The following is a 24,062-nucleotide window of genomic DNA, read 5'->3' on the forward strand; positions in this document are numbered from 1 at the left end:
CTTCAGTCGCATACCTCCCCATCCCCGCGCACTCGCCCTCTCGCAGGCTCTCGCAGACGAAAACGGCGGCGGAGCCGAAGCCCCGCCGCCGCTCTGCGTCACCCTGCACGCTGTCCTACGCCTCGTAGCGCTTCACCGCCAGGCACACGTTATGGCCACCGAAGCCGAACGAGTTGCTGAGGGCCAGCCGCACCGGCCGCTCCACCATCCCGTTCGTCGCGTAGTCCAGGTCGCAGTCGGGGTCGCGCTCGTGGAAGTTGATGGTCGGCGGGATCTTCCCCTCGCGGCAGACGAGCGCGCTGATCACCGCCTCCACCCCGCCCGCGGCGCCCAGCGTGTGCCCCGTCATCGACTTGGTCGATCCCACGATGATGTGGCAGGCGCGCTCGCCCAGCGCCGTCTTGATCGCCGCCGTCTCGTTCTTGTCGTTGGCCGGCGTGCTGGTGCCGTGCGCGTTCACGTAATCCACGTCCTCCGGCGTCGCCCCCGCCTCCTTCAGCGCGAGCTGGATCGCGCGCACCGCCCCTTCCCCGCCCTCGGCCGGCGCGGTGATGTGGTACGCGTCGGCCGTCTGCCCGTAGCCGACCACCTCGGCCACGATCTTCGCCCCGCGCGCCCGGGCGTGCTCCAGCTCCTCCAGGATCACCATCCCCGACCCCTCGCCCAGCACGAAGCCGTCGCGGGTCGCGTCGAAGGGGCGGCTGGCGGTCTCGGGAGAATCGTTGCGCTCCGAGAGCGCGGTCATCGACGCGAAGCCGGCGATCGTCTGCGGGCTCACCGTGGCCTCCGTGCCCCCGGCCACCATCAGGTCCGCCTCGCCGTACTTGATCGACCGGAAGGCGTTCCCCACCGCGTGGGCGGACGAGGCGCAGGCCGAGACGGTGCAGTAGTTCGGCCCCTTCAGCCCGTAGCGGATCGAGACGAGACCCGCGGCGATGTCGCCGATGAACATGGGGACGAAGAAGGGCGAGACGCGGCGAGGTCCCGCCTCGATGAGCTTGCGGTGCTGCTCCTCGAAGGTCCAGATCCCGCCGATGCCGGTGCCGATGATCACCCCGAAGCGCGTGGGGTCGATCTCGCCCAGGCTCTCATCGAGCCCCGCCTCGCGCATGGCCTGCACGCTGGAGGCGATGGCGAACTGGGCGAAGCGGTCGGTGCGCTTCACCTCCTTGCGGTCGATGTACTGCTCCGGCTCGAACCCCTTCACCTCGCAGGCGAAGCGGACCTTGAAGTCGGTGGCGTCGAACTGGGTGATCGGGCCCGCGCCGCTGGTGCCGCCCAGCAGGGCCTCCCACGTGGACGCCACGTCCAGCCCCACGGGCGTCAGCAGCCCGGTGCCCGTGATCACGACTCGGCGATTCATCAACCGCTCCGTTTCCCGAATCTCGCGGTCTCCGGACCATCAGCCTGGAGACCGCCGTCAGCGCCGTCCAGCGGGGGACGGCGGCGAAAAAACGCGTGCCGCGAGCCCGGGGTGCGGGAGCGCGGCACGCGGAAGAGACCCGCGCTCAGGAAGCCTGGGCGTGGCTCTGGATGTACTTGATGGCGTCGCCGACGGTCTGGAGCTTCTCGGCCTCCTCGTCCGGGATCTCCATCCCGAACTCCTCCTCGAACGCCATCACCAGCTCCACCGTGTCGAGCGAGTCGGCGCCCAGGTCCTCCACGAACGAGGCCTCCGGGGTCACCTTCTCGGGCTCCACGCCCAGCTCGTTGATGATGATGTCCTTGACCTTCTGCTCGATGTCCGCCATTGCGATCTGCTCCTGAAAGGGTTCTTCGCGTCCGTCGCTTTGCGTTTCTCTCGGGGCCTTCGCATCAGTCCGGGGGCCGCCCGCCCGCCCTACATCACCATCCCGCCGTCCACCACCAGCACCTGCCCGGTGATGTACGACGCCCCCGGCCCCGCCAGGAAGCGGACGGCCGGAGCGATGTCCTGCGGCCGGCCCAGCCGGCCCAGCGCGATCTGCTGCATCAGCGCGTCGCGCGCCGCCTCGGGGAGCTCGGCGGTCATGTCGGTCTCAATGTACCCCGGGGCCACGGCGTTGACCAGAACCCCCCGGCTGGCCAGCTCTTTCGCCACGCTCTTGGTCAGGCCGATGAGCCCGGCCTTGCTGGCGGCGTAGTTCGACTGCCCCTTGTTGCCGGTGATCCCCACCACGCTGGTGATGTTGATCACCCGCCCGTGGCGGCGCTTCATCATCCCGCGGCTGGCCGCGCGGATGGTGTTGAAGGCCCCGCGCAGGTTGGTGTCGACCACCGCGTCCCAGTCCTCGTCCTTCACCCGCATCAGCACGTTGTCGCGCGTCACGCCGGCGTTGTTGACCAGCACGTCGAGGCTGCCCATCTCCTCCTCGACCCGCTTGACCAGCGCGTTCACGGCCTCGGAGTCGGCCACGTCGCAGCCGTAGCCGCGGTGCCCCTCGCCGGAAAGACCCTGGGCCGCCTGCTGCGCGCGCGCCTCGTCGCGGGCCACGACGGCCACCTTCGCGCCGGCGCCGGCCAGCTCCTCCGCGATCGCCAGCCCGATCCCGCGCGAGCCCCCCGTCACCAGCGCCACCTGCCCCTGTAGCTCCACCGTGCTCGTCTCCGGTTCTCGTTCTTCAGACAGCATCTGCAACGGCAACTTCAACTGCGCGATGCGGGCGTGTCCCCCGCTGCGCGGGGGCCGGGCTGCGCGCGCCGTAGGCAACGATACTGCTGTTGCCAACGGCGCCGGGCCCCCGGCGCGCCCGTCATTCCCGCGATTCCGCCAGCGTCTGTGCGAGCGCGCCGGTGTCCCGGCCCTCCGGGCGCGCATCCCTCACGCAACTCAGCGCCGCCACGGCTTTTTTCATCTCCCCTCCCCTGCGCAGCGGGGGAGGGGGCCAGCCCGCGGCCGCGCCGATGCCCGCCGTCCGTGCCTCCCGCCTCACCCCTGCCCCACCCCCGCGGCCGTCTCCATGAAGGCGCGCACCTGGGCGGCGGTGCCGAGCTCGGTGCCCATCTCGGTGGCGGCGGGGTCGATGCGCTTCAGCATCCCCCGCAGCACCTTGCCGGTGCCCACCTCCAGGAAGCGCGTCACGCCCAGCTCCAGCATCGTGCGCACGGCGTACGACCAGCGGACGGCGCTGGTCAGCTGCTCGATCAGCAGCCGCCGCGCCTCGTCGGCGTCGCTCACCGCGCGCGCCGTCACGTTGCTGATCACGGGAAAGGCCGGCGCGCGGAACTCCACCGACTCCAGCTGCGCCTGCAAGCCCGCCTCGGCCACCGCCATCAGCGGCGAGTGGAACGCGCCGGAGACGTTCAGCGGCTGCACCTTCTTGGCGCCCGCCTCCTTCAGCATGCTGGCGGCGCGGTGCACCGCGTCGGCGTCGCCGCTGATCACCACCTGGCCGGGCGTGTTGAAGTTGGCGGGCACGACGACCGAGGCGTCCGCCGATGCCTCGCGGCAGACGCCCTCGACCACGTCGTCGTCCAGCCCCAGCACCGCGGCCATCGCCCCCGGCCGCTGCCTGCCGCTCTCGAACATCAGCTCGCCGCGCAGGCGCACGGTGCGCAGCGCGTCGCCCAGGCTCAGCGACCCGGCGGCGTGGTAGGCGCTGAACTCGCCCAGCGAGTGCCCCGCTGCGCAGACCACGTCCAGGTCGACGGCGCGGATCACCGTCCACACGGCGGCGCTGTGCGCCAGCAGCGCGGGCTGCGCGTTGCGGGTGAGCGTCAGCTCGTCCTCGGGGCCCTCCCAGCACAGCCTGGAGAGCGAGAAGCCGAGCGCGTCGTCGGCCTCCTCCCACACGTGGCGCGCCTCGGGAAAGGCATCCGCCAGGTCCTTCCCCATTCCCACCGCCTGCGACCCCTGCCCGGGGAACAGCAGGCCGATCCGCTCTCCCGTCATCCCCACCCTTGTCGTCTGAATGATCGTGCGCGATTCGAGCTATCGTGCCGCGTCGGCAATAGATCCTTCGGCCTGCAACCCACGGTGAAGACGCTTACTTCGATCTGACCGGCCTCAGGACGACGTCCCGGAGGGATTCGCCACCCGCTGAAGAGACCGCGGCCACGCGAAGTCCGCGAAGGCGGGCTGTGCGTCGTCGTAGCCGCGACTTCAGTCGCAAACGTCTCCCCCGCCGAGTGCCGACCGACCGTCGCCGTCCCTACATCCGCACCACGTTGGCGGCCCAGGTGAAGCCGGCGCCGAAGGCCACCATCAGCACCAGCGACCCCTCGCCCACGCGCCCCTGCTCCACCGCCTCGTCGAGCGCCACGGGGATCGATGCGCTGCTCATGTTCCCGTAGCGGTCCACGTTGACGAAGACCTTCTCCTGCGGGATGCGCGCGTACTTGGCGGTCGCGTCGATGATGCGGACGTTGGCCTGGTGCGGCACCAGCAGGTCCACGTCGTCGCCGGTGACGCCGGCGCGCTCCAGCGCGTGCCCGGCCGCGTCGCACATCGAGCGCACGGCGCTCTTGAAGACCTCGGCGCCCGCCATCTTCACGTAGTGGCTGCGCTCGTCCAGCACCGCGATGTCCAGCGGGATCTTCGCGCCGCCACCCGGGCGGTAGAGGAGCTCGGCCAGCGTCCCGTCGCTCTTGAAGTAGCCGGACAGGATCCCGCGCCCGTCGCCGTCGGCCGCCCGGATCACCGCCGCGCCCGCGCCGTCGCCGAAGAGCACGCAGGTGGCGCGGTCGGTCCAGTCGATGATCGACGACATCTTCTCGGTGCAGATCAGCAGCACCGTCTCGGCCTGCCCGGCGGCGATGTGCGCTTCCGCGAGAGAGAGGCCGTAGAGGAAGCCGGAGCAGGCGCTGGCGTAGTCGTAGGCCGCGGCGTTGGCGGCGCCCAGCAGCGCCTGGATGTCGCACGCGGTGGAGGGGAGGAGCCGGTCGGGAGTGGCGGTGGAGACCAGGAGGATGTCGACGTCGCCGGCGGTGATCCCCGCCCGCTCCATGGCGATGCGGGCCGCGGCGGCGCCCATGTCGGCCGCGCCGGTGTCCTTGTCGGCGATGCGGCGCTCGCTGATGCCGGTGCGCGAGCGGATCCACTCGTCGCTCGTCTCCACCATCGACTCCAGGTCGTGGTTGGTGACGACGCGCGGCGGGCTCCACCGGCCGGTGCTGACGATGCGGGCCCGGGCGGGCCGTGCTGCCTGGATCATCTCTCTTCACCCGTCCCGGCCAGGTCTCCCAGCCGCTTGGCGATGTGTTCCACCATCCTGCGCTCCACGCCCCGCGCGGCAACCCCGATGCCGTTGCGGATGGCCTGCGGCGGACTGCCGCCGTGCGCGATCACCACCACCCCGTTCACGCCAAGAAGGGGCGCCCCCCCGTAGGTCGAGTAGTCGAGCCGCGCGTACAGCCGCTTGAGGTCCAGCCGCACCCCCTGCTGCTCCATCTCGCGCTTCAGCTCCTCGGCCATGAAGCCCGCGATCGACTCGTAGAACTTGAGCAGCACGTTCCCCACGAAGCCGTCGCACACCAGCACGTCGCAGGCGCCGCGGATCACCTCGCGCCCTTCCACGTTGCCCACGAAGTTGAGCGTGGGCGAGTCGGCCAGGAGGCCGTAGGTCTCCAGTGTCTGCTCGTTCCCCTTCCCCGGCTCGGTGCCGATGTTGAGCAGCCCCACGCGCGGGTCGTCCACGCCCATCAGGTCCTGGGCGTAGATGGTGCCGAGGTGCGCGAACTGGAGGAGGTGCTGGGGGCGCGTGTCGACGTTGGCGCCCATGTCGATGAGGAAGACGGTGCCCACCGCGCTGGGGATGGGCGAGCCCACGGCGGGGCGGTCGACCCCGGCGATGGGGCGCAGCATGAGCACCGCGGCGGCCATCACCGCCCCGGTGGACCCCGCGCTCAGGAAGGCGTCGGCCTCGCCGCGCTTGACCAGGCGGGTGCCGACCACGATGGAGGAGTTCTGCTTGCGGCGCACGGCCGTGGTGGGCGCCTCGCCGGGGTCGATGACCTCGGGGGCGTGCACCACCTCGATCCGCGAGCGGTCGGCGTCGGGGTGGCGGGCCAGCTCGGCCTCGACCACCGCGCGGTCGCCCACCAGCACGACGGTGATGTCGGGCCGGTCGTGCAAAGCTCCGACCGCGCCTTCGACCTCGATGGCCGGGGCACGGTCGGAGCCCATCGCGTCTACCGCGATCCGCATCTTTACCTGTGTGGGAGGTTCGCTCAGAACTCTTCCACTTCAACGCGCTGCTGCTTCCGGTAGTACCCGCAGTTGGGGCACACGCGGTGCGGCTGGTGCGGGTCGCCGCACTGGGGGCACGCGTTCACGGTCGGCATGGCGGCCTTCACGTGCGTGCGGCGCTTGCGCTGGCGCTGCTTGCTCTGGCGTCTCTTCGGTACGGCCATCTGTCGCCTCTATCCCGGCTGGGCTCTGAAAGGTTCAGTCGAACTTGACGTTCTTCAGCGCGTTCCACGGGCTCTCGGCCGCTTCGGGAACACACTCGCACGCCCCCTCGTTGAGGTCCTTGCCGCAGGTGGGGCACAGCCCCGGGCAGTCCTCCCGGCAGAGCGTGAACTCCGGCGCCTGCAGCAGCACCTGCTCGCGGACGGCGCCCGTCAGGTCCAGGTCGTCGCCGCGCGCGGGAAGCGGGTAGACCTCGCCGTCGTCCACGTCTTCCGCGTCCTCCTCGGGCGGGGCGAACAGCAGGTCGACGTGCTCGTCCACCTCCTGCTCGACGGGCGCAAGGCAGCGGCGGCAGGCCTGCCGCACCCGCGTGCGGAGGGTGCCGCGCACCAGCACGCCGTCGCCCACCGACCTCGCCGACAGGTCCACGTCCAGCGGCTCCACCAGCTCCACCCCGGTGTCGTTCCACATCGGGTGGTCGGCCGGAACCTGCTCCCGCAGATAGACTTCTCCGCGGTCCACGCCCGCGAGGTTCAGATGCAGCATAAACCAGAAAACTATCCCGAAAACCGCCCTTTGTCAACCAAGGGCCGGGGTTCCGGGAGGATGATACCCCGCGTCGGCGCGTCCGTGCGCTCCGTCCGCTGAACGGCGCTCACAACCTCGCGCTCTCCGCGCTTTGTCGCAAGCCTCCGACCATCTCTGTCTCACGCGGAGACGCGGAGGCGCGGAGGAAAAGACGAGGGCTCTCACGGAGGGCACAGAGGTCACGGAGAGATCATTCCAGCTCAGGGAACCTGGTCGACACATCCCATGCCGATCCCAAGCTGACGTCATCCTGAGGCCGGCCAGACCGTAATCAGCGTCTGCGCAATCGCTTGCAGGCCGAAGGATCTATCACCGCGGCAGCACGCGATTCGGTCGGACGCACCAATATTCTACCCCGGGTCGGTATTACAGGGGATTCGGATCAGGTGAACCAGGGGCGGCGGGCGCTGCGGGAGATCCACTCGCTGTAGCGGCGCCAGGCGTGCGTGGCCGCGAAGCCCCAGAGGATCGCGCCGGACAGCATCCCGATCGCGCGCTCCGCGGTGTCCATCGGCAGGAGCATCAGCACGGCGGCGGCGGCCAGGGGGACGAGGAAGAGGGAGACGGGATCGAGCTCCAGCTCCACCCGCAACTCCGTCCTGGTCCCCACCGTCGAGATGCGGCCGCCGCGCACCAGCCACGTGGTGGAGCCGCCGCTGGGAAGGAGCGCGCGAGCCACGCCGGGGCCGCGGAAGACGTACTCGTCCGGCGTCATCCGCAGCGTGCTGTTGCCGCGCCAGATCAGCTCCGTCTCGATCCCGCGCAGCACCGCCTGCGAGTCGGGGACGAGCGCGGGCTGGAACTCCACCACGCGCGAGATGCGGATCGGCTGCATCTCGGTCACCCTGCGGAGGCGCGGCGGGCGGCGGCGGCGATCCGCGCCCTGTAGCCCTGCCACGCGCCCCAGAAGTGCATCCCCGTGAGCCCCAGGAAGATGGTGAGCAGCACGGCCTTCGTAAGCGGCAGCATCGGGGCGACCAGAATGATCAGCGTGAGGATGAGCGGCTCGAGATAGACGCGCGGCGGCATCCAGATCTCCATCTGCAGCCGCGCGGCGGGAGATTCGCCGCCGAGCGAGAGGACGCCCCCGTCCACCGGAAGGCGCTCGCCGCCGCGCAGCTCGAACAGGAAGCTGGGCGGATCGTCGTCGTAGAACTCCACGCAGTCGTCGCGGACGTGCACCACGTCGTTGCCGGCGCGGAGCATCTCGTTCCCCACGGCGGCGAGGATCGCGTCGGCGGGCGCGTCCACGGGTGGGTCGAGCGTGAGCTCGCGGGTGACGTGGATCCGCGGCAGCACGCCGCGATTGCCGTTCTGGGCCGCGATGGCGCTCATTCTCCGATCCTGCCGCGTCATGGCCGCTCGGCGCGGCGCGCCGCCTCGGCCACCAGCGCCTCGTACGACTGGTGCGCGTGGACGTACAGGAGCCAGGCGCCGCTCGCGAGCGAGAGGAGTCCGGTGATGCGCAGCCACGCCGGGATCGCCGCGACGCAGAGGATCGCGGCGAGGCCGAGCGCCGCCAGGAACCACGCCGCGCTCATCCAGAGCTCCAGCCGGATGCCGCCCTGCGCGTCGAACGTCACCGTCCCGCCGACGATCAGCGGGCTGAGCCGCCGTTCGCCGTACGTCGCGGGAGTGAACCAGTCCGCGCCGGCGAACTGCACCCGTCCGGGCGTCTGGCTGATGGAGGCGCTCCCGCATCTCCGCAGCGCGCTTGCCACCTCGTCGAGCACCCGCTCCGGCGCGGCGGCCAGGGGCGGCGAGAAGGCGAACGCGCGGACGATGCGGATCGGGCTCCCGTCGGGGAGGCCGAGCTGCGCCTGCAGCGACTTACCGGCGCTCATCGTCGTCGTCCACCAGCACCATCGACAGCACCCAGGAGACCAGGCTGATCACCACGGAGCCGACCAGCGCGGGGACGAAGCCGTCGACGGTGAAGTCGTAGCCGAAATGGCGCGACAGGAAGCTGGTGAGCAGCAGCATCAGCGCGTTGATGATGAAGATCGCCAGCCCGAGCGTCAGCACGATCACACCGCACGCCAGCCCCTTGACGATGGGGCGGACGAGCGCGTTCACCAGCCCGAAGATGAGCGCCACCACCAGCAGCGTCTTGAACCCACCGGAGTAGTGGATACCGGGGACGAAGTGCGCCGCGGCCCACACGGCGGCGGCGGTGATCAGCCAGCGGAGGATGAGTTTCACGGCACGGACGCGGGTCCAGGTGATCGGGACGGCATGCGGGTCGAAGTAAATCTACGAAACCGAACGTCTGCGAGTTGCACAAGCCCTCGCGCGGACAAGCCTATCCTAACTGCAATCTCACGCAGAGTCAGCAGAGTCAGCAGAGGAACTCAGTACCGGGGTTGGTTCTCTGCTGACTCTGCTGACTCTGCGTGAGCCAACAAGACAATCGGCCCCGCCTCCGATGCCTGGAAGCGGGGCCGATGCATGGCGGCGCGTAAGATCAGCCGACCAGCTCGAGGCCGCTGAAGAAGAAGGCGATCTCGATCTCCGCGTTCTCGTCGCTGTCGGAGCCGTGGACGGCGTTCCGGCCCTTGCTCTCCGCGTAGAGCTTGCGGATGGTGCCGTCGGCCGCCTCGGCGGGGTCGGTGGCGCCGATGGTGTCGCGCCACTTCTGCACCGCGTTCTCCGCCTCCAGCGCCAGCACGACGGACGGGCCGCTGGACATGAACTCGGTCAGCTCGCCGTAGAACGGCCGCTGCGCGTGCACCTCGTAGAACTTGCGCGCCTGCGGCATGGAGACCTGCGTGAGCTTCATCCCCAGGATGCGGAAGCCGGCGTCCTGGAGGTGGGCGATGATCTTCCCGGCATGGCCGTTCTGCACGGCGTCGGGCTTGATGATGGCGAAGGTACGGGACATCGGATGGTTCGTCTCGGTTGAAAGTTGGGAAGAGAAGTCCTAAGTCCTGGGTCCTAAGTCCTAAGTTGAAAAGCACTTCACTTAGGACTCAGGACTTGGGACTCAGGACTTCTCTTCATGGGAACGCGAACAGCTTGCGCAGGATGTCGCCCCGCGTGAGGAAGCCGGTGAGCTTGCCCTCGCTCACGACGGGCAGGCGCTCGATGTCCTTGCTGACCATGATCGACATCACCTCGGTGAGCGCCTGGTCCTCGCTCACGCAGATCACCGAGCGGCTCATCACCTCGCGCACGGGGGTGTCCTTGAGCGACGCCGGGCTCTCCCCCGTGGTCTTCTGCACCACCGGGAGGAAGAAGCGCATCAGGTCGCGGTCGGTCACCATCCCCAGCACGCCGCGCTCGTCGTCGACCACCGGCACCGCGCGCAGCTTGTGGTCGGCGACCAGGTCGAGCACCTCGCGCACCGTGGCCGTGGGGCCCACGCGGTGCACGCGCTGCGTCATCACGTCGCGCACGGTCAGGCGCGGCTGGATGGTGATCTCGCGCACCCCGGGGATGGCCAGGATCTCCTCCGCCGAGCGCGCCGCCAGCATCGCGTCGACCACTTCGTCGCTGCGCAGCACCCGCGCGAGCGCCGCCACCGTCTGCAGGTACACCCCCGTCGCCGAGGGCGGGGCCAGGACGAGGACCACCACCTGCGCCGCCGGCTCGTCCCCCGCCGTCGCGGTCGCCAGCGGGACGGAGGCCACGCCGAGCGCGACCACCAGCTCGCGCACGGCGTCGGTGCGCACGTGCGGGAGGAGCACCCGGTCGCCCACGTGGATCAGGTCGCGAATGCGGCTCTCGGAGAACAGCCTGGCCAGCCGCTCGGGGTCGGCCACCGCGCCGGTGTCGATCAGCCGCTGCGCGAGCGCCGACACCGCGGCCTGCACGGTGTCGGCGGGAAGGGGAGCCACCACGTGCTCCGCGCGGAGGACCTCCGTCAGCCGGATCTCGCGCCCCCGCGGGGGAGGACCGCCGCCCTCGCTCAGAGTGCCTCCTGGATCAGCCCCACGACGTCCAGCGGCCGGCGCGCCACGCCGATGCCGTTGTCGCGGAAGGCCTGCATCTTCTCCTCCGCCGTTCCCGCGCTGCCGGAGATGATGGCGCCGGCGTGGCCCATCCGCCGCCCCGGGGGCGCCGTCTGCCCGGCGATGAAGCCGACCACGGGCTTGCTCAGGTTCTCCTTCACGTAGCGCGCCGCGTCCTGCTCGTCGGTCCCCCCGATCTCGCCGATCATCACGACGGCCTTCGTCTCGGGATCGGCCTCGAACGCGGCCAGGCAGTCGATGAAGTTGGTGCCGTTGATCGGGTCGCCGCCGATCCCCACGCACGTGGTGGTGCCGATCCCCGCCTGCTTGAGCTTGAAGACGACTTCGTAGGTGAGCGTCCCCGAGCGCGAGACCAGACCGACGGGGCCGGGCTCGGTGATGTGGCCGGGGATGATCCCCACCTTGCTCTTGCCGGGGGAGATGAGGCCCGGACAGTTGGGGCCCAGCAGCCGCGCGCCCTTCTCCATCACGTACGGGCGGACGCGCGTCATGTCGAGCACGGGCACGCCCTCGGTGATGGCCACGATGAAGTCCACCCCCGCGTCGGCCGCCTCGTACATCGCGTCGGCCGCGAAGGCGGGGGGAACGTAGATGACGGAGGTGTTGGCGCCGGTGGCCTTCACCGCGTCGGCCACGGTGTCGAAGATCGGCACCTGCCCCTCGAACGTCTGCCCGCCCTTCCCCGGGGTGACGCCCGCGACCACCTGCGTGCCGTACTCGATCATCTGCTTCGCGTGGAACGAGCCGTCGCGGCCCGTGATCCCCTGCACCACCAGCTTCGTGGAGTTGTCGATGAAGATGCTCACGAGGCGCGCGCTCCCTTCGCCAGTTCGACGGCCTTCTCCACCGCCTCGTCCATGTCGGTCAGCGCGGTGAAGCCCGCGTCGGCCAGGATCTTCACCGCGATCTCCTCGTTGGTCCCCGTCAGCCGGATGACGATGGGCACGTCGATGTGGATCTGCCCCATCGCCGTCACGATCCCGTTGGCCACGTCGTCCGTCCGCGTGATCCCCCCGAAGATGTTGAACAGGATCACCTTCACGTTGGGGTCGCCGGTGATGATGCGGAGCGCGTTGACCACCTTCTCGGGGTTCGACGAGCCGCCGATGTCCAGGAAGTTGGCCGGCTCGCCGCCGTAGTACTTCACCAGGTCCATGGTGGCCATCGCCAGCCCGGCGCCGTTCACCACGCACCCCACGTCGCCGTCGAGCTTGATGAAGGTGAGCCCAGCGTCGCGCGCCATCACCTCGGCCGGCGGATCGGAGCTCTCGTCGCGCAGCGCCTCGATGGCCGGCTTCCGGAAGAGCTCGTTGTCGTCGATGTTGAACTTGGCGTCGATCGCCTTCACCTCGCCCGCGGGGGTGGTGATGAGCGGGTTGATCTCGGCCAGCGAGCCGCCGGCCTCCACGAACGCCTTGTAGAGCTGCTGCAGGATCTGCGCGGCGGCGCGCTGCTGCCTGGCGTCGTCGTACAGCCGCGTGGCGAGATAGTAGGCCTGGTGCGGGAGGAAGCCGAAGCGCGGGTCGACCGCCAGCTTGGTGATCTTCTCCGGCTCCTTGGCCGCCACCTCCTCGATGTCGATGCCGCCGGCGGCCGACACCATCCACACCGGCGCCTTGGTGGCGCGGTCGAGGATGATGCCGACGTAGGCCTCGGAGGCGATCTCCTCGGCGGGGGCGACCAGCACCTTGTGGACGGTGAGCCCCTTGATCTGCATGCCGAGGATGGCGGCGGCCTTCTCCTTCGCCTCCTCGGGGCTCCTGGCCAGCTTGACGCCGCCGGCCTTGCCGCGGCCGCCGGCGTGCACCTGCGCCTTGATGACGACGGTGCCGCCCAGCCTGCGGGCGGCGGCCTCGGCCTCTTCGGGCGTGGTGGCCACCTCGCCCATGGGGACGGGGATCCCCTGGGCGACGAGCAGCTCCTTCGCCTGGTATTCGTGGATGTTCACGCGATTCTGCGTCCGCGCTGAAAGTGAAGTGAAGTCCTAAGTCCTGGGTCCTAAGTCCTAAGTGGTTTCGGTCCGTCCGCCGCGCTGGTGCGCTTTGGCATGCGCCGAACCAACTCAGGACTTGGGACTTAGGACTCAGGACTGTAAATCTCCGTCCCCGCCTCCCCCGCCACCGCTTCCCGCCCCTGGTCCAGCCGCGCGATCACGGCGCGGCGGCCGCCGCTGCGCACGAACGCAGCCGCGGCCTCGACCTTGGGCGCCATGCTCCCCTCGCCCAGCTCGCCGGCGCGGAGCAGCTCCTCCGCCTCGTCCACGGTGAGACGGCGGAGGGCGCGCTGGCGCTCCGTCCCCCAGCCGGCGTAGACCGCGTCGACGTCGGTGAGGATCACCAGCACCGCGGCGCCGATGTCGCGGCCCAGGATGGCGGCGGCGCGGTCCTTGTCGACCACCGCGTCCACCCCCTCCAGCCCCCCGCCCCACCGCGGGTCGGCGTAGACGGGGCATCCCCCGCCGCCGGCCGCGATGACGAGATGACCTTCGGCGACGAGCGAGCGGATCATCGGCCGCTCCACGATCTCCAGCGGCCGCGGGCTGGGAACCACGCGCCGCCAGCCGCCCTTCACCTCCGCCACGTCGCCGCCCATCTCGGCGGCCAGCGCGCGCGCCGTCTCCTCGTCCATCGTGCGGCCGATGGGCTTGGTCGGCCGCTCCAACTCGGGGTCCCGCGGGTCGACCAGAACCTGGGTGACGATGCTCACCACCTGGCGGTCGACGCCGGCGCGGCGCAGCGCGTTTTGCAGCGACTGCTGGATCATGTAGCCGATCCACCCCTCGGTCGCCGCCACCAGCACGCCCAGTGGGAGCGGCGGAACGAGGTGGCGCGCGTGCTCGTTGCGGATCAGCGCGTTCCCTACCTGCGGCCCGTTGCCGTGCACGATGGCGATGCGCCACCCGTCGCGCGCCAGCTCCACCACCGCGCCCAGGCTCTCGCGCGTGTGCCGGAACTGCTGGGTGATGGTCCCTTCCTCTCCCGGCTGCGCCAGCGCGTTGCCGCCCAGCGCGATCACGATGGTGTGCTCGTCCGCCACGGATCTCCGGGTGAAAATGAGGGCGACATTCTAAGCCGCCCCCGCGAGGGCGGCAAGCCGAATTCGTAGCAAGCGCTTAGCCCATGCGCCCGATGTGTCATAGGCCCCGCGCGCGGAACGTTTCCAGTGCACGTACCGACGTCCGGTCACCCCGCAGCGTGAGGATGAACCCATGACCCTGAAGCGTCTGACCTGTCGTGCCGGGTTGGTGCTGCTCCCGCTGGCCGCGGCGGCGTGCGCCGACCGCATGACCGCCGCCGACTCCAAGCCGCGGCCCTCGTCCATCGCCGAACTGCTGCAGGCGCGCGTGTCCTCGGTACAGGTGAGGGAACAGGCGAAGGGTTCGGGTGCGCGCATCCGGATCTGCAACTACGTCCAGATGGTGCCCGAGCACCCGCCCCTGTACGTGGTGAACGGCCGCAAGGTCTCGCACAACGACATCCACGCCATGGCGATCGATCCCGCGAAGATCGAGAACATGGAGATCATCAAGGGTCCCTCCGCGACGGAACGCTACGGCATCGAGGCGGTCAACGGCGTGGTGCTGATCACGCTCAGGCCCTGATCTGAGCCAATCTCCATCTCCATTCCAACGCGAACCCCTCGCCCGGCCTCGGCGCGAGGGGTTCGCAAACGAACGGGTCGGACCCGTCGGCGGGGTCGGGCGAATGGAATTCGCGGCAACCACGGCCCGAAGTCCGCCTTCGCGGACTCCCAGGAGAGATCTGCGCGAGAACCGAAATCTACCCGCGCCGACTGAGGTCCCCGGGTTGAAACCCGGGGCTGGAACTTCGGGAAGTCCGCCTTCGCGGACTCCGGGCCCAGTCATCCTGCCGCGATTCACACCTCGTCGTGATCGACGATGCCGCTTCTGAGCTCGTCGCAGATGCGGCGCGCGTCGGCTTCGCGGGCGCGGGAGACGGGGACGCGGATGACGCCTGCCATCGCGCGACGGCTGCCGTTTCGCTCGTAACGCACGCTGCTCACCGTCAGTTCCATCACGGGGAGCGGGAGATCGGTCAACATCCTCGCGCCGGTCAGCCACCCCTTGTCGCTCCCCAGCTGCCGCACGTCGCCGTCGATCTCCACCGCGTTGCGGCGGACGATGACGCGGCCGCCCGCCTGCGGCACGCGCTTCCGCATCCGCGCGGCCAGGACCAGCGCCACCGCGAACGCGATCGCGGCGATCAGCGGCGCGCCGATCAGCGAGTAGCGCCACGATCCTGTGAAGATCCACGGGACCACGCCGCCGAACGCCGCGCCGAGCAGCGCCGGCTCCCACGCGCCGCGCCTGCGGCGGTCGGCCTCCTGCTCCACGAACGCGCGCCACTCGTCGGGCGCCAGCGTCCACTCGCCGAGCAGCGCGTCGGCGCGGATGGGGGCGTGCTTCTTCGGCTTCCGCGCGACCTTCGGCGCCGTGGCCTCCTGCCCGGCGAGCGCGCGCTTCTCGTCCGCCCGCAGCTGGCGCTCGATGGCGACGGTGAGCGCGATCGAGGCGGCCATCAGCACCGCGCCCGCGGTGATGAAGCCCGCGGTCACGCGCAGCGGCTCGTCGTAGCCGATGGCGAAGAAGCCGAACAGCGCCGTCCCCGCGCCCGCCACGAACAGCGCGATGCAGAACAGCACCACCAGCGCGGGAACGCGGCGGACCAGCGTCTTCAACGCCTCACTCATCCTCGCCCTTTTCATCGTGCGCGCCCAGCGCCCGCGGCGCCTCCTCACCCTTGTTCGGCACCTTGCGAACCAGCGCTTCCGCCACCTGCAGCGCCTCGGCCTCGCGGCCGCGCGCGACGGGGACGTGGATGCGGTGGTCGATCGTGCTCGTCTTGCCCTGCACGGTCCACGCGGTCCGCCGCACGAGCTCCAACTCGGGGACCGGCAGGTCGTCGCGCAGGCGCGCGGCGGTGAGCCAGCTCCCGTCACCGTTCAGCGCGCGCGTCGCGCCGTCGACCTGCACCGCGCCGTGGCGGATGACGACGTGCGCGCCGCTTCGCGGGACCCGCGTCTGCCAGCGGCGCGCGTCGACCAGCGTCCACACGCAGGCGATCAGGCCCAGCAGCGCGCCGCTGGCGATCGAGATCTTCCATGGCACCTGCAGGAGATACGGGAGCAGCCCTGCGAGGGTCGCGGCGACGAGCGTGTTGTATCCCGCCCTGGACCGCATGAACCTCGCGCCGTGGTCGTTGTACGCGCGCCACTCGTCCGGCGCGAGCGTCCACTCCGCCAGCACCGGGCCCGCGTTGCGGGGCGGCTCGCGGCTCGGGGGCTCCGGCGAAAGGTTGATGGACAGCGAGCCAATCACGATGCCGAAGACCGCCATCATGATCCCCAGGCTGTCGTCCACCGTGACGTCTCCGGGCGCGCGGGGGCCGCCGATCACCCCGAAGCCGTACAGGGCCCGGCCCACGCCCGCGACGAAGAACGCCACGGCGAAGACCAGGCCGGCGCCGCCCAGCGGCGTCAGCCGTCTCATGACGCACCCGCCGTCGCCACGGCCGCGCCCCACCTCCCCGCCGCGAACGACGCCGCCAGTGTGCGCGCCTCGTCCAGGATGCGCATGTCCCAGCTGCTGGTGAGCTTCCCCGGGAAGGCGATGGTGTTCAGCGGGAGGACCAGGAGGATGGACCCGAGGACGTTGTGGAGGCTGCTGGCGGGAGATCGCATCGCTCGGCCGGTGGCGGTGGGCGGCGTGGAACGGATGGCGATGGGAATCTAACGCGATCCGCCACCCGCGTGCTCACCTCCGCGTCGACAGACGGAAATGTGCTCGCGGAACAGATGATGCTATCAGGGGCCGCGGAAATCACAGACTGGTTACCCTGAAGGAAGGAGTTTTCGATGCGAGCCAGACCAACCTCGGCCGCGTGGCGATGCCTGGGCGCCCTGGTATTGGCGGCGCTCCCGGCGACCACCCTCGCTGCGCAGGTACGCGCCGTCCTCCCCGCGGGCAGCGTCATCATCGTCCGGACGACTTCGCCGCTGGAATCGGGCACGGCGCGGGTCGGAAACACGTTCGAGACGGTGGTGGCCGACTCCGTCGGCGTCGACAACTACACCGTGATCCCGGCGGGAAGCCGGATCCGCGGGGTGGTGACCTTCACCCAGGCCGCGGACGCGCAGCGCTCGGGCGTCATGGAGGTCGACTTCGACCGGCTGACCCTGCCGAACGGAACGGTGTACGCCCTGCGCGGGAAGCTGACCAGCACCGACCCCGCCGAGCGGCGCCAGATCGAGGCGCAGGGCGACCCGCGGGTGGTGCTGGTGGGCGGGCGCGGCGGCGTGGGCGCGGCGATCGCCGGCGCCGGCTCCGAGCGGAGCCCCGCCTCGGGGATCCTGGCGGCGCTGGGCACGATGCTCTCGCAGGGCCGCGACGTCCGGGTGCCGGCCGGCACTCCGCTGGCGGTGCAGCTGGAACAGCAGCTGGTGCTGAATCGCCGCGGTGCCGCGCGGGCGCCCGACGCCTTTACCCTCTATACCGCGGCCGACCGGATCCGCGCGGCCCAGCAGGCGCTCGCGCGGCTGAACTACTACCGCGGCCCGCTCACCGGCCAGCTCGACGACGCCACGCAGCGCGCCCTGTTCGAGTTCCAGGTCGACCGGGGGATCATGGCCACCGGGAACCTCGACGGCAGGACCGCGGAGGCGCTCGGCATCTCCGGCGGGGCGGGCGCCGCGGACGGCGCGGTCCTCTCGGCCGAGGAAGCGTCTCTCCTGCGCCGGGCGGCGCAGGCCCTGGTGGGGCGCTACCGCCAGGAGCTGGCGGTCGGCGCCACCGGGCGGCTCGACGCGCGGCGGAGCTACGGCGCGGACGAGATCGAGCTGTGGTTCGCGCTTTCCGGCTTCGCGGACAACGCCTCGCTGTACGAGCAGCTCGTCCGCGTCTCCGGGAACGCCGAGGCGTCCGAGGCGGCGGGGGCGGCGCTGGTCTCGGCGGCGCGGCGGGTCGACGCCGCCATGCAGCGCTCGCGCACCTCGCAGCAGGTCCAGGGCGCCTGGTCGTCGATGCGCGCCCCGCTCTCGCGCCTGGACCCCGCCTACCGGTAGCGGCGTCCCCGCGTCACGCGGCGCAGGACGCGCCGGGCGGCCCTCGCCGCCCGGCGCGCTTCGTTCGCGTCCCGCGCGAGCCGCCGGGCCCGCGTCTCATATCATACGAATGGCTGTGCGCTCGATTGGATCTGATGAGAACAGTCTCACACGGAGGGAACGGAGGAAACGGAGGATTTGCTCATCATCTCCGTTTCCTCCGTTCCCTCCGTGTGAGTCATTCTGTTGGTCCGATTGCACAACCAATCCGCGGATTCGGTCTCAATGCCCCACGCTGGCTCCGCCGATCCCCTGCGACTGCAGCCACCCCTCCATCTCCGCGCGGATCTGCTGGAGACGCTCGGGGGTGCGCGCCTCGTAGCGGGCGACGAGGACGGGCTCGGTGTTCGACGCGCGGATCAGCCCCCAGCCGTCGCCGAACAGCACGCGCGCGCCGTCGACGTCGATCACCTCGTGCCCCTGGCGGAAGTGCTCCACCGCGCGCGCCACGATCGGGAACTTGGTCTCCTCCGTGGCCGGATAGCGCAGCTCGCTGGTGGAGACGAACTTCGGGAAGGTGTCGACCCACTCCGAAAGCGTCCCCTGCCGCCGCGCCACCATGTCGATCAGCAGAAGGGCGCCGTACAGCGCGTCGTCGAAGCCGTAGTAGTTGTCGCCGAACATGATGTGGCCGGAGAGCTCGCCGGCCAGCAGCGCGTGCTCCTCCTTCATCCGCTTCTTGATCAGCGAGTGCCCGGTCGCGTTGAGGACGGGGACGCCGCCGTGCGCCTCCAGCACCTCGGGAAGCGCCTGCGTGCACTTCACGTCGAACACCACCTTCTGCCCCGCCCCGCGCTTCTCCAGCAGGTCCAGCCCGTACAGCAGCAGCAGCGTGTCGCCGCGCACGATGCGGCCCCGGTCGTCGATGGCGCCGATGCGGTCGGCGTCGCCGTCGAACGCCACGCCCAGGTCCGCGCCCGTCTCCTTCACCTTCGCGATGATGTCGGCGAGGTTCTTGTCGACCACGGGGTCGGGGTGGTGGTTCGGGAACGTCCCGTCGCTCTCGCAGAAGATGGGGACCACCTCGACGTTCTCGCCCAGCGCGCGCAGAAGGTCTACGGCGACGACGGCGCCGGTGCCGTTGCCGCAGTCGACCACCACCTTCACCGGCCGGGCGATCCGGAACTTCGCGGCGAGCTCGCGCACGTACGTCTCCAGCACGGCGCGGTTCTCGGCGCGCCCCTCGCCCGTCTCGTAGTCGTCCTGCTGGATGATCCGCAGCACCTCCTGGATCATCTCGCCGTAGATGGAGCCGCCGCGGATGGCCATCTTGAACCCGTTGTACTGCGGCGGGTTGTGCGAGCCCGTCACCTGCAGCCCGCCGTCGGTCTCCCAGTGCGCCATGGCGAACGAGTGCGCGGGCGTGGGGACGAGCCCGACGTCGATGACCTGCGCGCCGGCGGCAATCATCCCGCGGCGGACGGCGTCGGCCAGCTCGTTGCTGCTCAGGCGGTTGTCGCGGCCGAGGGCGAGGACCGGCGAATCCGTCCCCAGCTTGCGCCGCACCAGCGTGGTGAAGCCGCGGCCGATGGACTCGGCCACCTCGGGCGTGACGTCGGTGCCCACCACGCCGCGGATGTCGTACTGCCGGAAGATGTGCGGATTGACCATCCCAGGTTCCAATCTCGAAAGAAAAAAGCAAGGGGCGCCCTCCCGGCGGCGGGAAGGCGCCCGTCTCGTCGCCGGGCTAGCTGTTGCGCACCACGGCGATGGCCTCGATCTCCACCGCCACGTCGCGCGGGAGGCGGGCGGCCTGCACGGTGGAGCGCGCCGGCTTGTGGTCGCCGAAGTGGCGGCCGTAGACCTCGTTCATGGCCGCGAAGTCGTCCATGTCGCGCAGGAACACCGTCGTCTTTACCACGGTGGAGAGGTCGGCGCCCGCGGCCCGCAGCACCGCGGCCACGTTCTGCATCACCCGCTCCGTCTGCGCGGCGATGTCGCCGTCCTCCAGCTGCATGGTGGCCGGATCGAGGGGGATCTGCCCCGCGGTGAACACCAGCCCGCCGGCGATCATCCCCTGGCTGTAGGGGCCGATGGCCGCGGGCGCCTGGTCGGTCTGGACCTGCTCGAGATACGATGCCATGACGGAGATTTCCCCGGGTTGATGGACGTCTGCTGATCCTGCATCCGCGCGGAGGCCCTCACCCCGCGCCTTGGAGCTCGCCCTCTCCCGATAACGGGAGAGGGTGGGAGATCCGCTCCCCGCGCTGTGTGCTCCCCTCCCCTGCGCAGCGGGGGAGGGGCCGGGGGAGGGGGCCTGCCCGCGGCCACGCAAATCTTCGCGAGCCGGGCGGATTCACCCCCGGCAGTCGCGGTTTTGCTGCTACTCCGCCACCATCGCGCCCTCTCCGGCTCGCTTAGGCTCGCCACCTCTCCCGTACCGGGAGAGGTAGCCGACGCGGCATTCGCGTGAGCCCGCGACGTTGGTTCAATCCGCCACCATCGCGCGGAGCTCGTCGGGGGTGACGACGGCGACGCCGGGCTTGGCGACCTCGATCCCCGCGGCGAGGTTGGCGAGCACGGCGGCTTCCTCGATGCTCGCGCCCGCGGCCAGGGCGACGGCGACGAAGGCCGTCACCGTGTCGCCCGCGCCGCTGACGTCGAACACCTCGCGGGCCACGGTGGGGATGCGGAAGGTGGCGGGCGCGCCCTCGGAGCGCAGCGCCATCCCCTCCTCGCCCAGCGTCAGCAGCAGGTGGCGCGCGCCGACGCGGCGGCGGGCGTCCTCCAGCCACGCGTCGTCGTCCGGCCGCACCCGCGCGCCCAGCGCGGCGCCCAGCTCCAGCGCGTTGGGCTTGAACACCGTGGCCCCGCCGAATTCCATGAAGTTGCGGAACTTGGGGTCGACCACGCTGGGAACGCCCCGCTCCGACGCGGCGGCGAGCGCGGCGCGGATCACCGCCGGCGCCAGCACGCCCTTGTTGTAGTCTTCCAGCACCAGCGCGTCACTCGCCTCGACCGCCGCGCGCACCGCGTCGCAGAGCTCGCCCGCGCAGTCGTCCGGCAGCTCGTCGGCGTGCTCGCGGTCGAAGCGAACCACCTGCTGGTGCTTGGCGACCACGCGCGTCTTGGTCGTGGTCGGCCGGTCGCCGCGCTCCACCAGGCGCGCGTGGATCGCGCCGCCGTCCATCTCCGCCAGCGCGCGGCGGATCTGCCGGCCGCTCTCGTCCGCGCCCACGTAGCCCACGAGATGGACCTCCGCGCCGAGCGCGGCCACGTTGGCGGCGACGTTGGCCGCGCCGCCCAGCGCGAACCGCTCCTCGGTGACGTGGACCACGGGGACGGGCGCCTCGGGGGAGATGCGCGAGACGGCGCCGACCAGGTACACGTCGAGCATCACGTCGCCGGCCACGGCCACGCGCAGGCCGCGCGCCCGCTCCAGGATGTCGTCCAGCCGCGCGCGTGTGAGCCGTTCCATCTCCCCCTGAAGTGCCGGTGCCGCCCGGCTGCCCGGCCGGGAAAGAGGGCGCGGAATCTACCCGCGGCGGCGGGGGGTGTAAAGAAGCCGTCCGCTCCGCGCGGGACTCCCCGCCGCCCGCGCGCGGCGCTACCTTTCACGCGTTCCGCATCGCCCCACCGCAGTCCCATCTCCCTCGTCTCCTTCATGCGCAGAACGCTCGACCTGGTCGTGGCGGCCGTGATCGTGGTCGGCGGCGGCGTGCTGGCCGCCTCGGGCACGCTGTCGCGCCTCTTCCGCCGCGACGAGCCCGTGGCCGCCGCGCCCACCACCTCCGCGCCGCTCGGGGCGATGGAGGAGCTGTTCGGCGCCGCCCCGCCGCCCGCGTTCCGCACCATGCGCCGCGACGAGATCCTGGAGATGTCGGGCGAGGTGATGCGCCGGCACGCGTACACCGTCGGCCAGATGGACCGGTGGCGCTCCGTCGTAAGCGACAGCGTGGTGATGAACGTGCCGCAGCCGCCGGGCCCGGGCGCGGCGCAGTCGCAGCTCGGCGAGTTCCGCCTGCGCGGCGCGATGGACCTGTTCCGCGACGCGTGGGGATACCGGCTGATGGTGAGCGGCCCGGCCGCCCGCGCCGAAGCCTCGACCCGCGTGGTGGAAATCACCGGCGTGCAGGGCCGGCTCTTTCCGCTCGCCGTGGGGAACCGGCTGCGCTTCCGGGCGGTGGAGCACGGCAGCGTGGAGCTCGCCGGCCGCGTCCGCCCGGAGGCGAAGGTGGTGACGTACGAGATGCGCGTGACCGGCATGGACCGGCAGGCGTACTCCGCGTCGACGCCCGCCGTCCCCGGCCCCGTCTACGTGATCGACCTGCAGGCGTCGGCCGGCGCGCCCGACGAGAGCCGGCACGTGCAGGTGCACTACGCGCCCGCGCTGGGCGCCGCCGTGCGCATCCGCACCCTGGGCGAGGGGCCGGCGACGGAGGAGCGGCTGGTGTCGTGGGAGCCCGCGGCACGCACCGGGCCCTGACGAGCCCCGAATGCGCGCGATCCATCCCCACCCGCGGTCGCTCGGCAGCCGCGAGCTGCTGGCCATCCGCTGTCCGCGCTGCGGCCGCGAGGCGCGGCTCGAACCGCCGTCGTACGTGCTGGTGCGCGACGACGCGAAGGCGGCCGCCGCGGACCCGTCGCTCGCCGGCGTCTGGCGCGGTGGCGTGTACGAGGTGCTGCGCTACCCCGAGCTGGTCGGCTGGGCCGATCTCGTCCGCCTGCGGCGCCAGGCGAGGCCGTTCGGGATCTGCCGCTGCGGCAACTGCGGCTACCTGAACCGCCACCTGCTCGACTGGCCGCGCGAGGCCTTCTATGCCGTCTCCATCCGCGGCCGCACGCTGTGGATGCGCTCGCGCGAGCATGCCATCGCCCTGCGCGACTACGTCGCCGCGGAAGACCGGAACTCCGTCCCCGGCGCGCGCTTCATCTCCCGCGTGCCCAAGGAGTTCCTGGCCGCGCGCAACCGCGCCGAGCTGGTGAAACGCCTCGACAAACTGCTGGCCGAGGGCCCCGAGCCCCGCGCCGTCGCCTCGCGGCCGCGGCCGCGGCCGCGACCCGGGGACGAGACGCCGCGGCGGTGAGCGTCGCCGCCGGGCCCCGTGACGGGCGGGTAAACCCACGGCTGGAACGTTGGAAAGCCTCGCAAACCGCGCGAGGCTTCAACTGCTCGCTGGCGCGCCGGCGGCGCGGGTGGTTGCCGATCGCGCGATTGCCGGACCCGCAGCCTGCGCAGCAGGCTTCCCAATGTTCCAGCCGCGGGTTCACCCGCCCGTGCTGATCTCCGGCCTTCCGCAGCCGCCGGCCCTCGCATCCACGCGGGGCCGGCGGTATCGTTTCGGAGCGAAGCCGCTTCGGACCTCAGCCCACCGCCGGACCAATGGCCGAAACCACGCACTCGTTCCGTCCGTTGGGGTTCCAGCGCCTCCCCGTGGACGAGATGCTGGCGCGCGCCCGCGACTTCCACGCGGAGATGGACCGCCGCCGCAGCACCCGCGCCTTCTCGCGCGACCCCGTGCCGCGCGAGCTGATCGAGCTGGCCATCCGCACCGCGTCGACCGGGCCCTCCGGCGCGCACCAGCAGCCGTGGACCTTCGTCGTGGTGGGCGACCCGGAGCTGAAGCGGCGGATTCGCGAAGCGGCCGAGGCCGAGGAGCGCGTGAACTACGGCGGCCGCATGCCCCCCGAGTGGATCGAGGCGCTGGCGCCGATGGGCACCGACCTGGTGAAGACCCACATCACCGACGCGCCGTACGTGGTCGTGCTCTTCCGCCAGATCTACGGCCTGGGCCCCGCGGGCGAGCACGTGACGCACTACTACACCACCGAGAGCTGCGGCATCGCGGCGGGGCTGTTCATCGCCGCCGTGCACCACATGGGGCTGGTGACGCTCACCCATACGCCCTCGCCCATGGGCTTCCTGGGGCAGCTGCTCGGGCGGCCGGAGAACGAGAAGGCGTTCCTCCTCCTTCCCGTGGGCTACCCCGCCGCCGACGCCTCCGTCCCCGACCTGCACCGCAAGCCGCTGGAGGCCGTCTCCGCCTGGTTCGAGAGAGATGGCGATGCGGCGGCCCCCGGTTTGCCTGAGGCGGGGTGACCACGATCCCGCGACG

At 71.1% G+C, this 24,062-nt stretch carries 27 protein-coding genes and 1 pseudogene; 5 read left to right on the forward strand and 23 right to left on the reverse strand.

Going from position 1 to position 24,062, the window contains the following annotated elements:
• Positions 1–115 precede the first annotated feature (115 nt).
• From fabF to arcC, 17 genes and pseudogenes are all read right to left on the reverse strand, one after another.
• Positions 116–1,363 (reverse strand): beta-ketoacyl-ACP synthase II, encoded by a 1,248-nt coding sequence (fabF, locus tag VF092_25950; GenBank protein HEX6750757.1) that lies wholly within the window; start codon positions 1,361–1,363, stop codon positions 116–118.
• A 145-nt stretch (positions 1,364–1,508) separates the two neighbouring features.
• Complete coding sequence (locus VF092_25955) at positions 1,509–1,751, reverse strand: acyl carrier protein (protein HEX6750758.1); 243 nt, start codon at positions 1,749–1,751, stop codon at positions 1,509–1,511.
• Between the two features lie 89 nt (positions 1,752–1,840).
• Positions 1,841–2,575, reverse strand: coding sequence for a 3-oxoacyl-ACP reductase FabG (fabG, locus tag VF092_25960; protein ID HEX6750759.1), 735 nt, complete (start codon positions 2,573–2,575; stop codon positions 1,841–1,843).
• Positions 2,576–2,908: 333 nt separating this feature from the next.
• Positions 2,909–3,871, reverse strand: coding sequence for an ACP S-malonyltransferase (gene fabD / locus VF092_25965; protein ID HEX6750760.1), 963 nt, complete (start codon positions 3,869–3,871; stop codon positions 2,909–2,911).
• 259 nt (positions 3,872–4,130) lie between these two features.
• Positions 4,131–5,132: a beta-ketoacyl-ACP synthase III gene (locus VF092_25970; protein ID HEX6750761.1), complete on the reverse strand. Its 1,002-nt coding sequence runs from the start codon at positions 5,130–5,132 to the stop codon at positions 4,131–4,133.
• Positions 5,129–6,124 carry a phosphate acyltransferase PlsX gene (gene plsX, locus VF092_25975; protein ID HEX6750762.1) on the reverse strand — a complete coding sequence of 332 codons (996 nt, stop codon included), beginning with the start codon at positions 6,122–6,124 and terminating at the stop codon, positions 5,129–5,131. Before plsX ends, VF092_25970 begins: the two co-directional genes overlap by 4 nt.
• A gap of 23 nt (positions 6,125–6,147) precedes the next feature.
• On the reverse strand, positions 6,148–6,330 hold the full coding sequence (gene rpmF / locus VF092_25980; GenBank protein HEX6750763.1) for a 50S ribosomal protein L32: 183 nt from the start codon (positions 6,328–6,330) through the stop codon (positions 6,148–6,150).
• A 34-nt stretch (positions 6,331–6,364) separates the two neighbouring features.
• On the reverse strand, positions 6,365–6,799 hold the full coding sequence (locus VF092_25985) for a DUF177 domain-containing protein (protein HEX6750764.1): 435 nt from the start codon (positions 6,797–6,799) through the stop codon (positions 6,365–6,367).
• A 499-nt stretch (positions 6,800–7,298) separates the two neighbouring features.
• Positions 7,299–7,751, reverse strand: coding sequence for a hypothetical protein (locus VF092_25990; protein HEX6750765.1), 453 nt, complete (start codon positions 7,749–7,751; stop codon positions 7,299–7,301).
• 5 nt (positions 7,752–7,756) lie between these two features.
• Complete coding sequence (locus VF092_25995; GenBank protein HEX6750766.1) at positions 7,757–8,251, reverse strand: hypothetical protein; 495 nt, start codon at positions 8,249–8,251, stop codon at positions 7,757–7,759.
• 17 nt (positions 8,252–8,268) lie between these two features.
• Positions 8,269–8,760, reverse strand: a complete 492-nt coding sequence (locus VF092_26000) for a hypothetical protein (GenBank protein ID HEX6750767.1) — start codon at positions 8,758–8,760, stop codon at positions 8,269–8,271.
• Positions 8,747–9,118: a phage holin family protein gene (locus VF092_26005; GenBank protein ID HEX6750768.1), complete on the reverse strand. Its 372-nt coding sequence runs from the start codon at positions 9,116–9,118 to the stop codon at positions 8,747–8,749. The genes VF092_26000 and VF092_26005 overlap by 14 nt, the downstream gene beginning before the upstream one ends.
• A 262-nt stretch (positions 9,119–9,380) precedes the next feature.
• On the reverse strand, positions 9,381–9,797 hold the full coding sequence (ndk, locus tag VF092_26010; protein HEX6750769.1) for a nucleoside-diphosphate kinase: 417 nt from the start codon (positions 9,795–9,797) through the stop codon (positions 9,381–9,383).
• A gap of 115 nt (positions 9,798–9,912) precedes the next feature.
• On the reverse strand, positions 9,913–10,827 hold the full coding sequence (locus VF092_26015; protein ID HEX6750770.1) for a CBS domain-containing protein: 915 nt from the start codon (positions 10,825–10,827) through the stop codon (positions 9,913–9,915).
• On the reverse strand, positions 10,824–11,693 hold the full coding sequence (gene sucD / locus VF092_26020) for a succinate--CoA ligase subunit alpha (GenBank protein ID HEX6750771.1): 870 nt from the start codon (positions 11,691–11,693) through the stop codon (positions 10,824–10,826). The genes VF092_26015 and sucD overlap by 4 nt, the downstream gene beginning before the upstream one ends.
• Positions 11,690–12,841, reverse strand: a pseudogene (gene sucC / locus VF092_26025) (ADP-forming succinate--CoA ligase subunit beta). The gene sucD and the pseudogene sucC overlap by 4 nt, the downstream one beginning before the upstream one ends.
• Before the next feature lie 122 nt (positions 12,842–12,963).
• Complete coding sequence (arcC, locus tag VF092_26030) at positions 12,964–13,923, reverse strand: carbamate kinase (GenBank protein HEX6750772.1); 960 nt, start codon at positions 13,921–13,923, stop codon at positions 12,964–12,966.
• Positions 13,924–14,095: 172 nt separating this feature from the next.
• On the opposite strand from arcC, the gene VF092_26035 reads away from it, so the two are divergent.
• Positions 14,096–14,488, forward strand: coding sequence for a TonB-dependent receptor plug domain-containing protein (locus tag VF092_26035; protein HEX6750773.1), 393 nt, complete (start codon positions 14,096–14,098; stop codon positions 14,486–14,488).
• A 275-nt stretch (positions 14,489–14,763) separates the two neighbouring features.
• Here VF092_26035 and VF092_26040 read toward each other — a convergent pair whose 3' ends face one another.
• The 3 genes from VF092_26040 to VF092_26050 are packed head-to-tail and all read right to left on the reverse strand — an operon-like array spanning position 14,764 to position 16,587.
• Positions 14,764–15,585, reverse strand: coding sequence for a hypothetical protein (locus tag VF092_26040; GenBank protein HEX6750774.1), 822 nt, complete (start codon positions 15,583–15,585; stop codon positions 14,764–14,766).
• A 4-nt stretch (positions 15,586–15,589) separates the two neighbouring features.
• Positions 15,590–16,396, reverse strand: coding sequence for a hypothetical protein (locus VF092_26045; protein ID HEX6750775.1), 807 nt, complete (start codon positions 16,394–16,396; stop codon positions 15,590–15,592).
• A complete protein-coding gene (locus tag VF092_26050; protein HEX6750776.1) occupies positions 16,393–16,587 on the reverse strand; it encodes a hypothetical protein in 195 nt (64 codons plus the stop codon). Before VF092_26050 ends, VF092_26045 begins: the two co-directional genes overlap by 4 nt.
• Positions 16,588–16,761: 174 nt before the next feature.
• Here VF092_26050 and VF092_26055 point away from each other — a divergent pair, with 174 nt between their 5' ends.
• On the forward strand, positions 16,762–17,967 hold the full coding sequence (locus VF092_26055) for a peptidoglycan-binding domain-containing protein (protein ID HEX6750777.1): 1,206 nt from the start codon (positions 16,762–16,764) through the stop codon (positions 17,965–17,967).
• A gap of 261 nt (positions 17,968–18,228) precedes the next feature.
• Here VF092_26055 and VF092_26060 read toward each other — a convergent pair whose 3' ends face one another.
• The 3 genes from VF092_26060 to VF092_26070 all read right to left on the reverse strand — a co-directional run bounded on the left by VF092_26060 (position 18,229) and on the right by VF092_26070 (position 21,424).
• Complete coding sequence (locus VF092_26060; protein ID HEX6750778.1) at positions 18,229–19,617, reverse strand: phosphomannomutase/phosphoglucomutase; 1,389 nt, start codon at positions 19,615–19,617, stop codon at positions 18,229–18,231.
• A gap of 76 nt (positions 19,618–19,693) precedes the next feature.
• Positions 19,694–20,089 carry a RidA family protein gene (locus tag VF092_26065; protein ID HEX6750779.1) on the reverse strand — a complete coding sequence of 132 codons (396 nt, stop codon included), beginning with the start codon at positions 20,087–20,089 and terminating at the stop codon, positions 19,694–19,696.
• 345 nt (positions 20,090–20,434) lie between these two features.
• Positions 20,435–21,424 carry a PfkB family carbohydrate kinase gene (locus tag VF092_26070; GenBank protein HEX6750780.1) on the reverse strand — a complete coding sequence of 330 codons (990 nt, stop codon included), beginning with the start codon at positions 21,422–21,424 and terminating at the stop codon, positions 20,435–20,437.
• 186 nt (positions 21,425–21,610) lie between these two features.
• On the opposite strand from VF092_26070, the gene VF092_26075 reads away from it, so the two are divergent.
• From VF092_26075 to VF092_26085, 3 genes are all read left to right on the forward strand, one after another.
• Positions 21,611–22,432, forward strand: coding sequence for a hypothetical protein (locus tag VF092_26075; protein ID HEX6750781.1), 822 nt, complete (start codon positions 21,611–21,613; stop codon positions 22,430–22,432).
• A gap of 10 nt (positions 22,433–22,442) precedes the next feature.
• Entirely contained in the window at positions 22,443–23,033 is a 591-nt protein-coding gene (locus tag VF092_26080) for a hypothetical protein (GenBank protein HEX6750782.1), read from the forward strand.
• 296 nt (positions 23,034–23,329) lie between these two features.
• A complete protein-coding gene (locus VF092_26085; protein HEX6750783.1) occupies positions 23,330–24,046 on the forward strand; it encodes a nitroreductase family protein in 717 nt (238 codons plus the stop codon).
• Positions 24,047–24,062 lie beyond the last annotated feature (16 nt).

This window comes from Longimicrobium sp. (assembly GCA_036377595.1).
Lineage (GTDB): Bacteria > Gemmatimonadota > Gemmatimonadetes > Longimicrobiales > Longimicrobiaceae > Longimicrobium.

What these genes read in the sequence shown, in the direction of transcription:
- VF092_26075 (HEX6750781.1), top strand. Translation starts at nt 21,611, where the DNA reads ATGCGCAGAACGCTCGACCTGGTCGTGGCGGCCGTGATCGTGGTCGGC.
- VF092_25995 (HEX6750766.1), bottom strand. Translation starts at nt 8,251, where the DNA reads ATGAGCGCCATCGCGGCCCAGAACGGCAATCGCGGCGTGCTGCCGCGG.
- rpmF (HEX6750763.1), bottom strand. Translation starts at nt 6,330, where the DNA reads ATGGCCGTACCGAAGAGACGCCAGAGCAAGCAGCGCCAGCGCAAGCGC.
- VF092_25990 (HEX6750765.1), bottom strand. Translation starts at nt 7,751, where the DNA reads ATGCAGCCGATCCGCATCTCGCGCGTGGTGGAGTTCCAGCCCGCGCTC.
- VF092_25970 (HEX6750761.1), bottom strand. Translation starts at nt 5,132, where the DNA reads ATGATCCAGGCAGCACGGCCCGCCCGGGCCCGCATCGTCAGCACCGGC.
- VF092_26065 (HEX6750779.1), bottom strand. Translation starts at nt 20,089, where the DNA reads ATGGCATCGTATCTCGAGCAGGTCCAGACCGACCAGGCGCCCGCGGCC.
- fabD (HEX6750760.1), bottom strand. Translation starts at nt 3,871, where the DNA reads ATGACGGGAGAGCGGATCGGCCTGCTGTTCCCCGGGCAGGGGTCGCAG.
- ndk (HEX6750769.1), bottom strand. Translation starts at nt 9,797, where the DNA reads ATGTCCCGTACCTTCGCCATCATCAAGCCCGACGCCGTGCAGAACGGC.
- VF092_25955 (HEX6750758.1), bottom strand. Translation starts at nt 1,751, where the DNA reads ATGGCGGACATCGAGCAGAAGGTCAAGGACATCATCATCAACGAGCTG.
- VF092_26085 (HEX6750783.1), top strand. Translation starts at nt 23,330, where the DNA reads ATGGCCGAAACCACGCACTCGTTCCGTCCGTTGGGGTTCCAGCGCCTC.
- VF092_26060 (HEX6750778.1), bottom strand. Translation starts at nt 19,617, where the DNA reads ATGGTCAATCCGCACATCTTCCGGCAGTACGACATCCGCGGCGTGGTG.
- VF092_26035 (HEX6750773.1), top strand. Translation starts at nt 14,096, where the DNA reads ATGACCCTGAAGCGTCTGACCTGTCGTGCCGGGTTGGTGCTGCTCCCG.
- VF092_26050 (HEX6750776.1), bottom strand. Translation starts at nt 16,587, where the DNA reads ATGCGATCTCCCGCCAGCAGCCTCCACAACGTCCTCGGGTCCATCCTC.
- plsX (HEX6750762.1), bottom strand. Translation starts at nt 6,124, where the DNA reads ATGCGGATCGCGGTAGACGCGATGGGCTCCGACCGTGCCCCGGCCATC.
- VF092_26070 (HEX6750780.1), bottom strand. Translation starts at nt 21,424, where the DNA reads ATGGAACGGCTCACACGCGCGCGGCTGGACGACATCCTGGAGCGGGCG.
- VF092_25985 (HEX6750764.1), bottom strand. Translation starts at nt 6,799, where the DNA reads ATGTGGAACGACACCGGGGTGGAGCTGGTGGAGCCGCTGGACGTGGAC.
- fabF (HEX6750757.1), bottom strand. Translation starts at nt 1,363, where the DNA reads ATGAATCGCCGAGTCGTGATCACGGGCACCGGGCTGCTGACGCCCGTG.
- VF092_26080 (HEX6750782.1), top strand. Translation starts at nt 22,443, where the DNA reads ATGCGCGCGATCCATCCCCACCCGCGGTCGCTCGGCAGCCGCGAGCTG.
- VF092_26000 (HEX6750767.1), bottom strand. Translation starts at nt 8,760, where the DNA reads ATGAGCGCCGGTAAGTCGCTGCAGGCGCAGCTCGGCCTCCCCGACGGG.
- VF092_26045 (HEX6750775.1), bottom strand. Translation starts at nt 16,396, where the DNA reads ATGAGACGGCTGACGCCGCTGGGCGGCGCCGGCCTGGTCTTCGCCGTG.
- VF092_26055 (HEX6750777.1), top strand. Translation starts at nt 16,762, where the DNA reads ATGCGAGCCAGACCAACCTCGGCCGCGTGGCGATGCCTGGGCGCCCTG.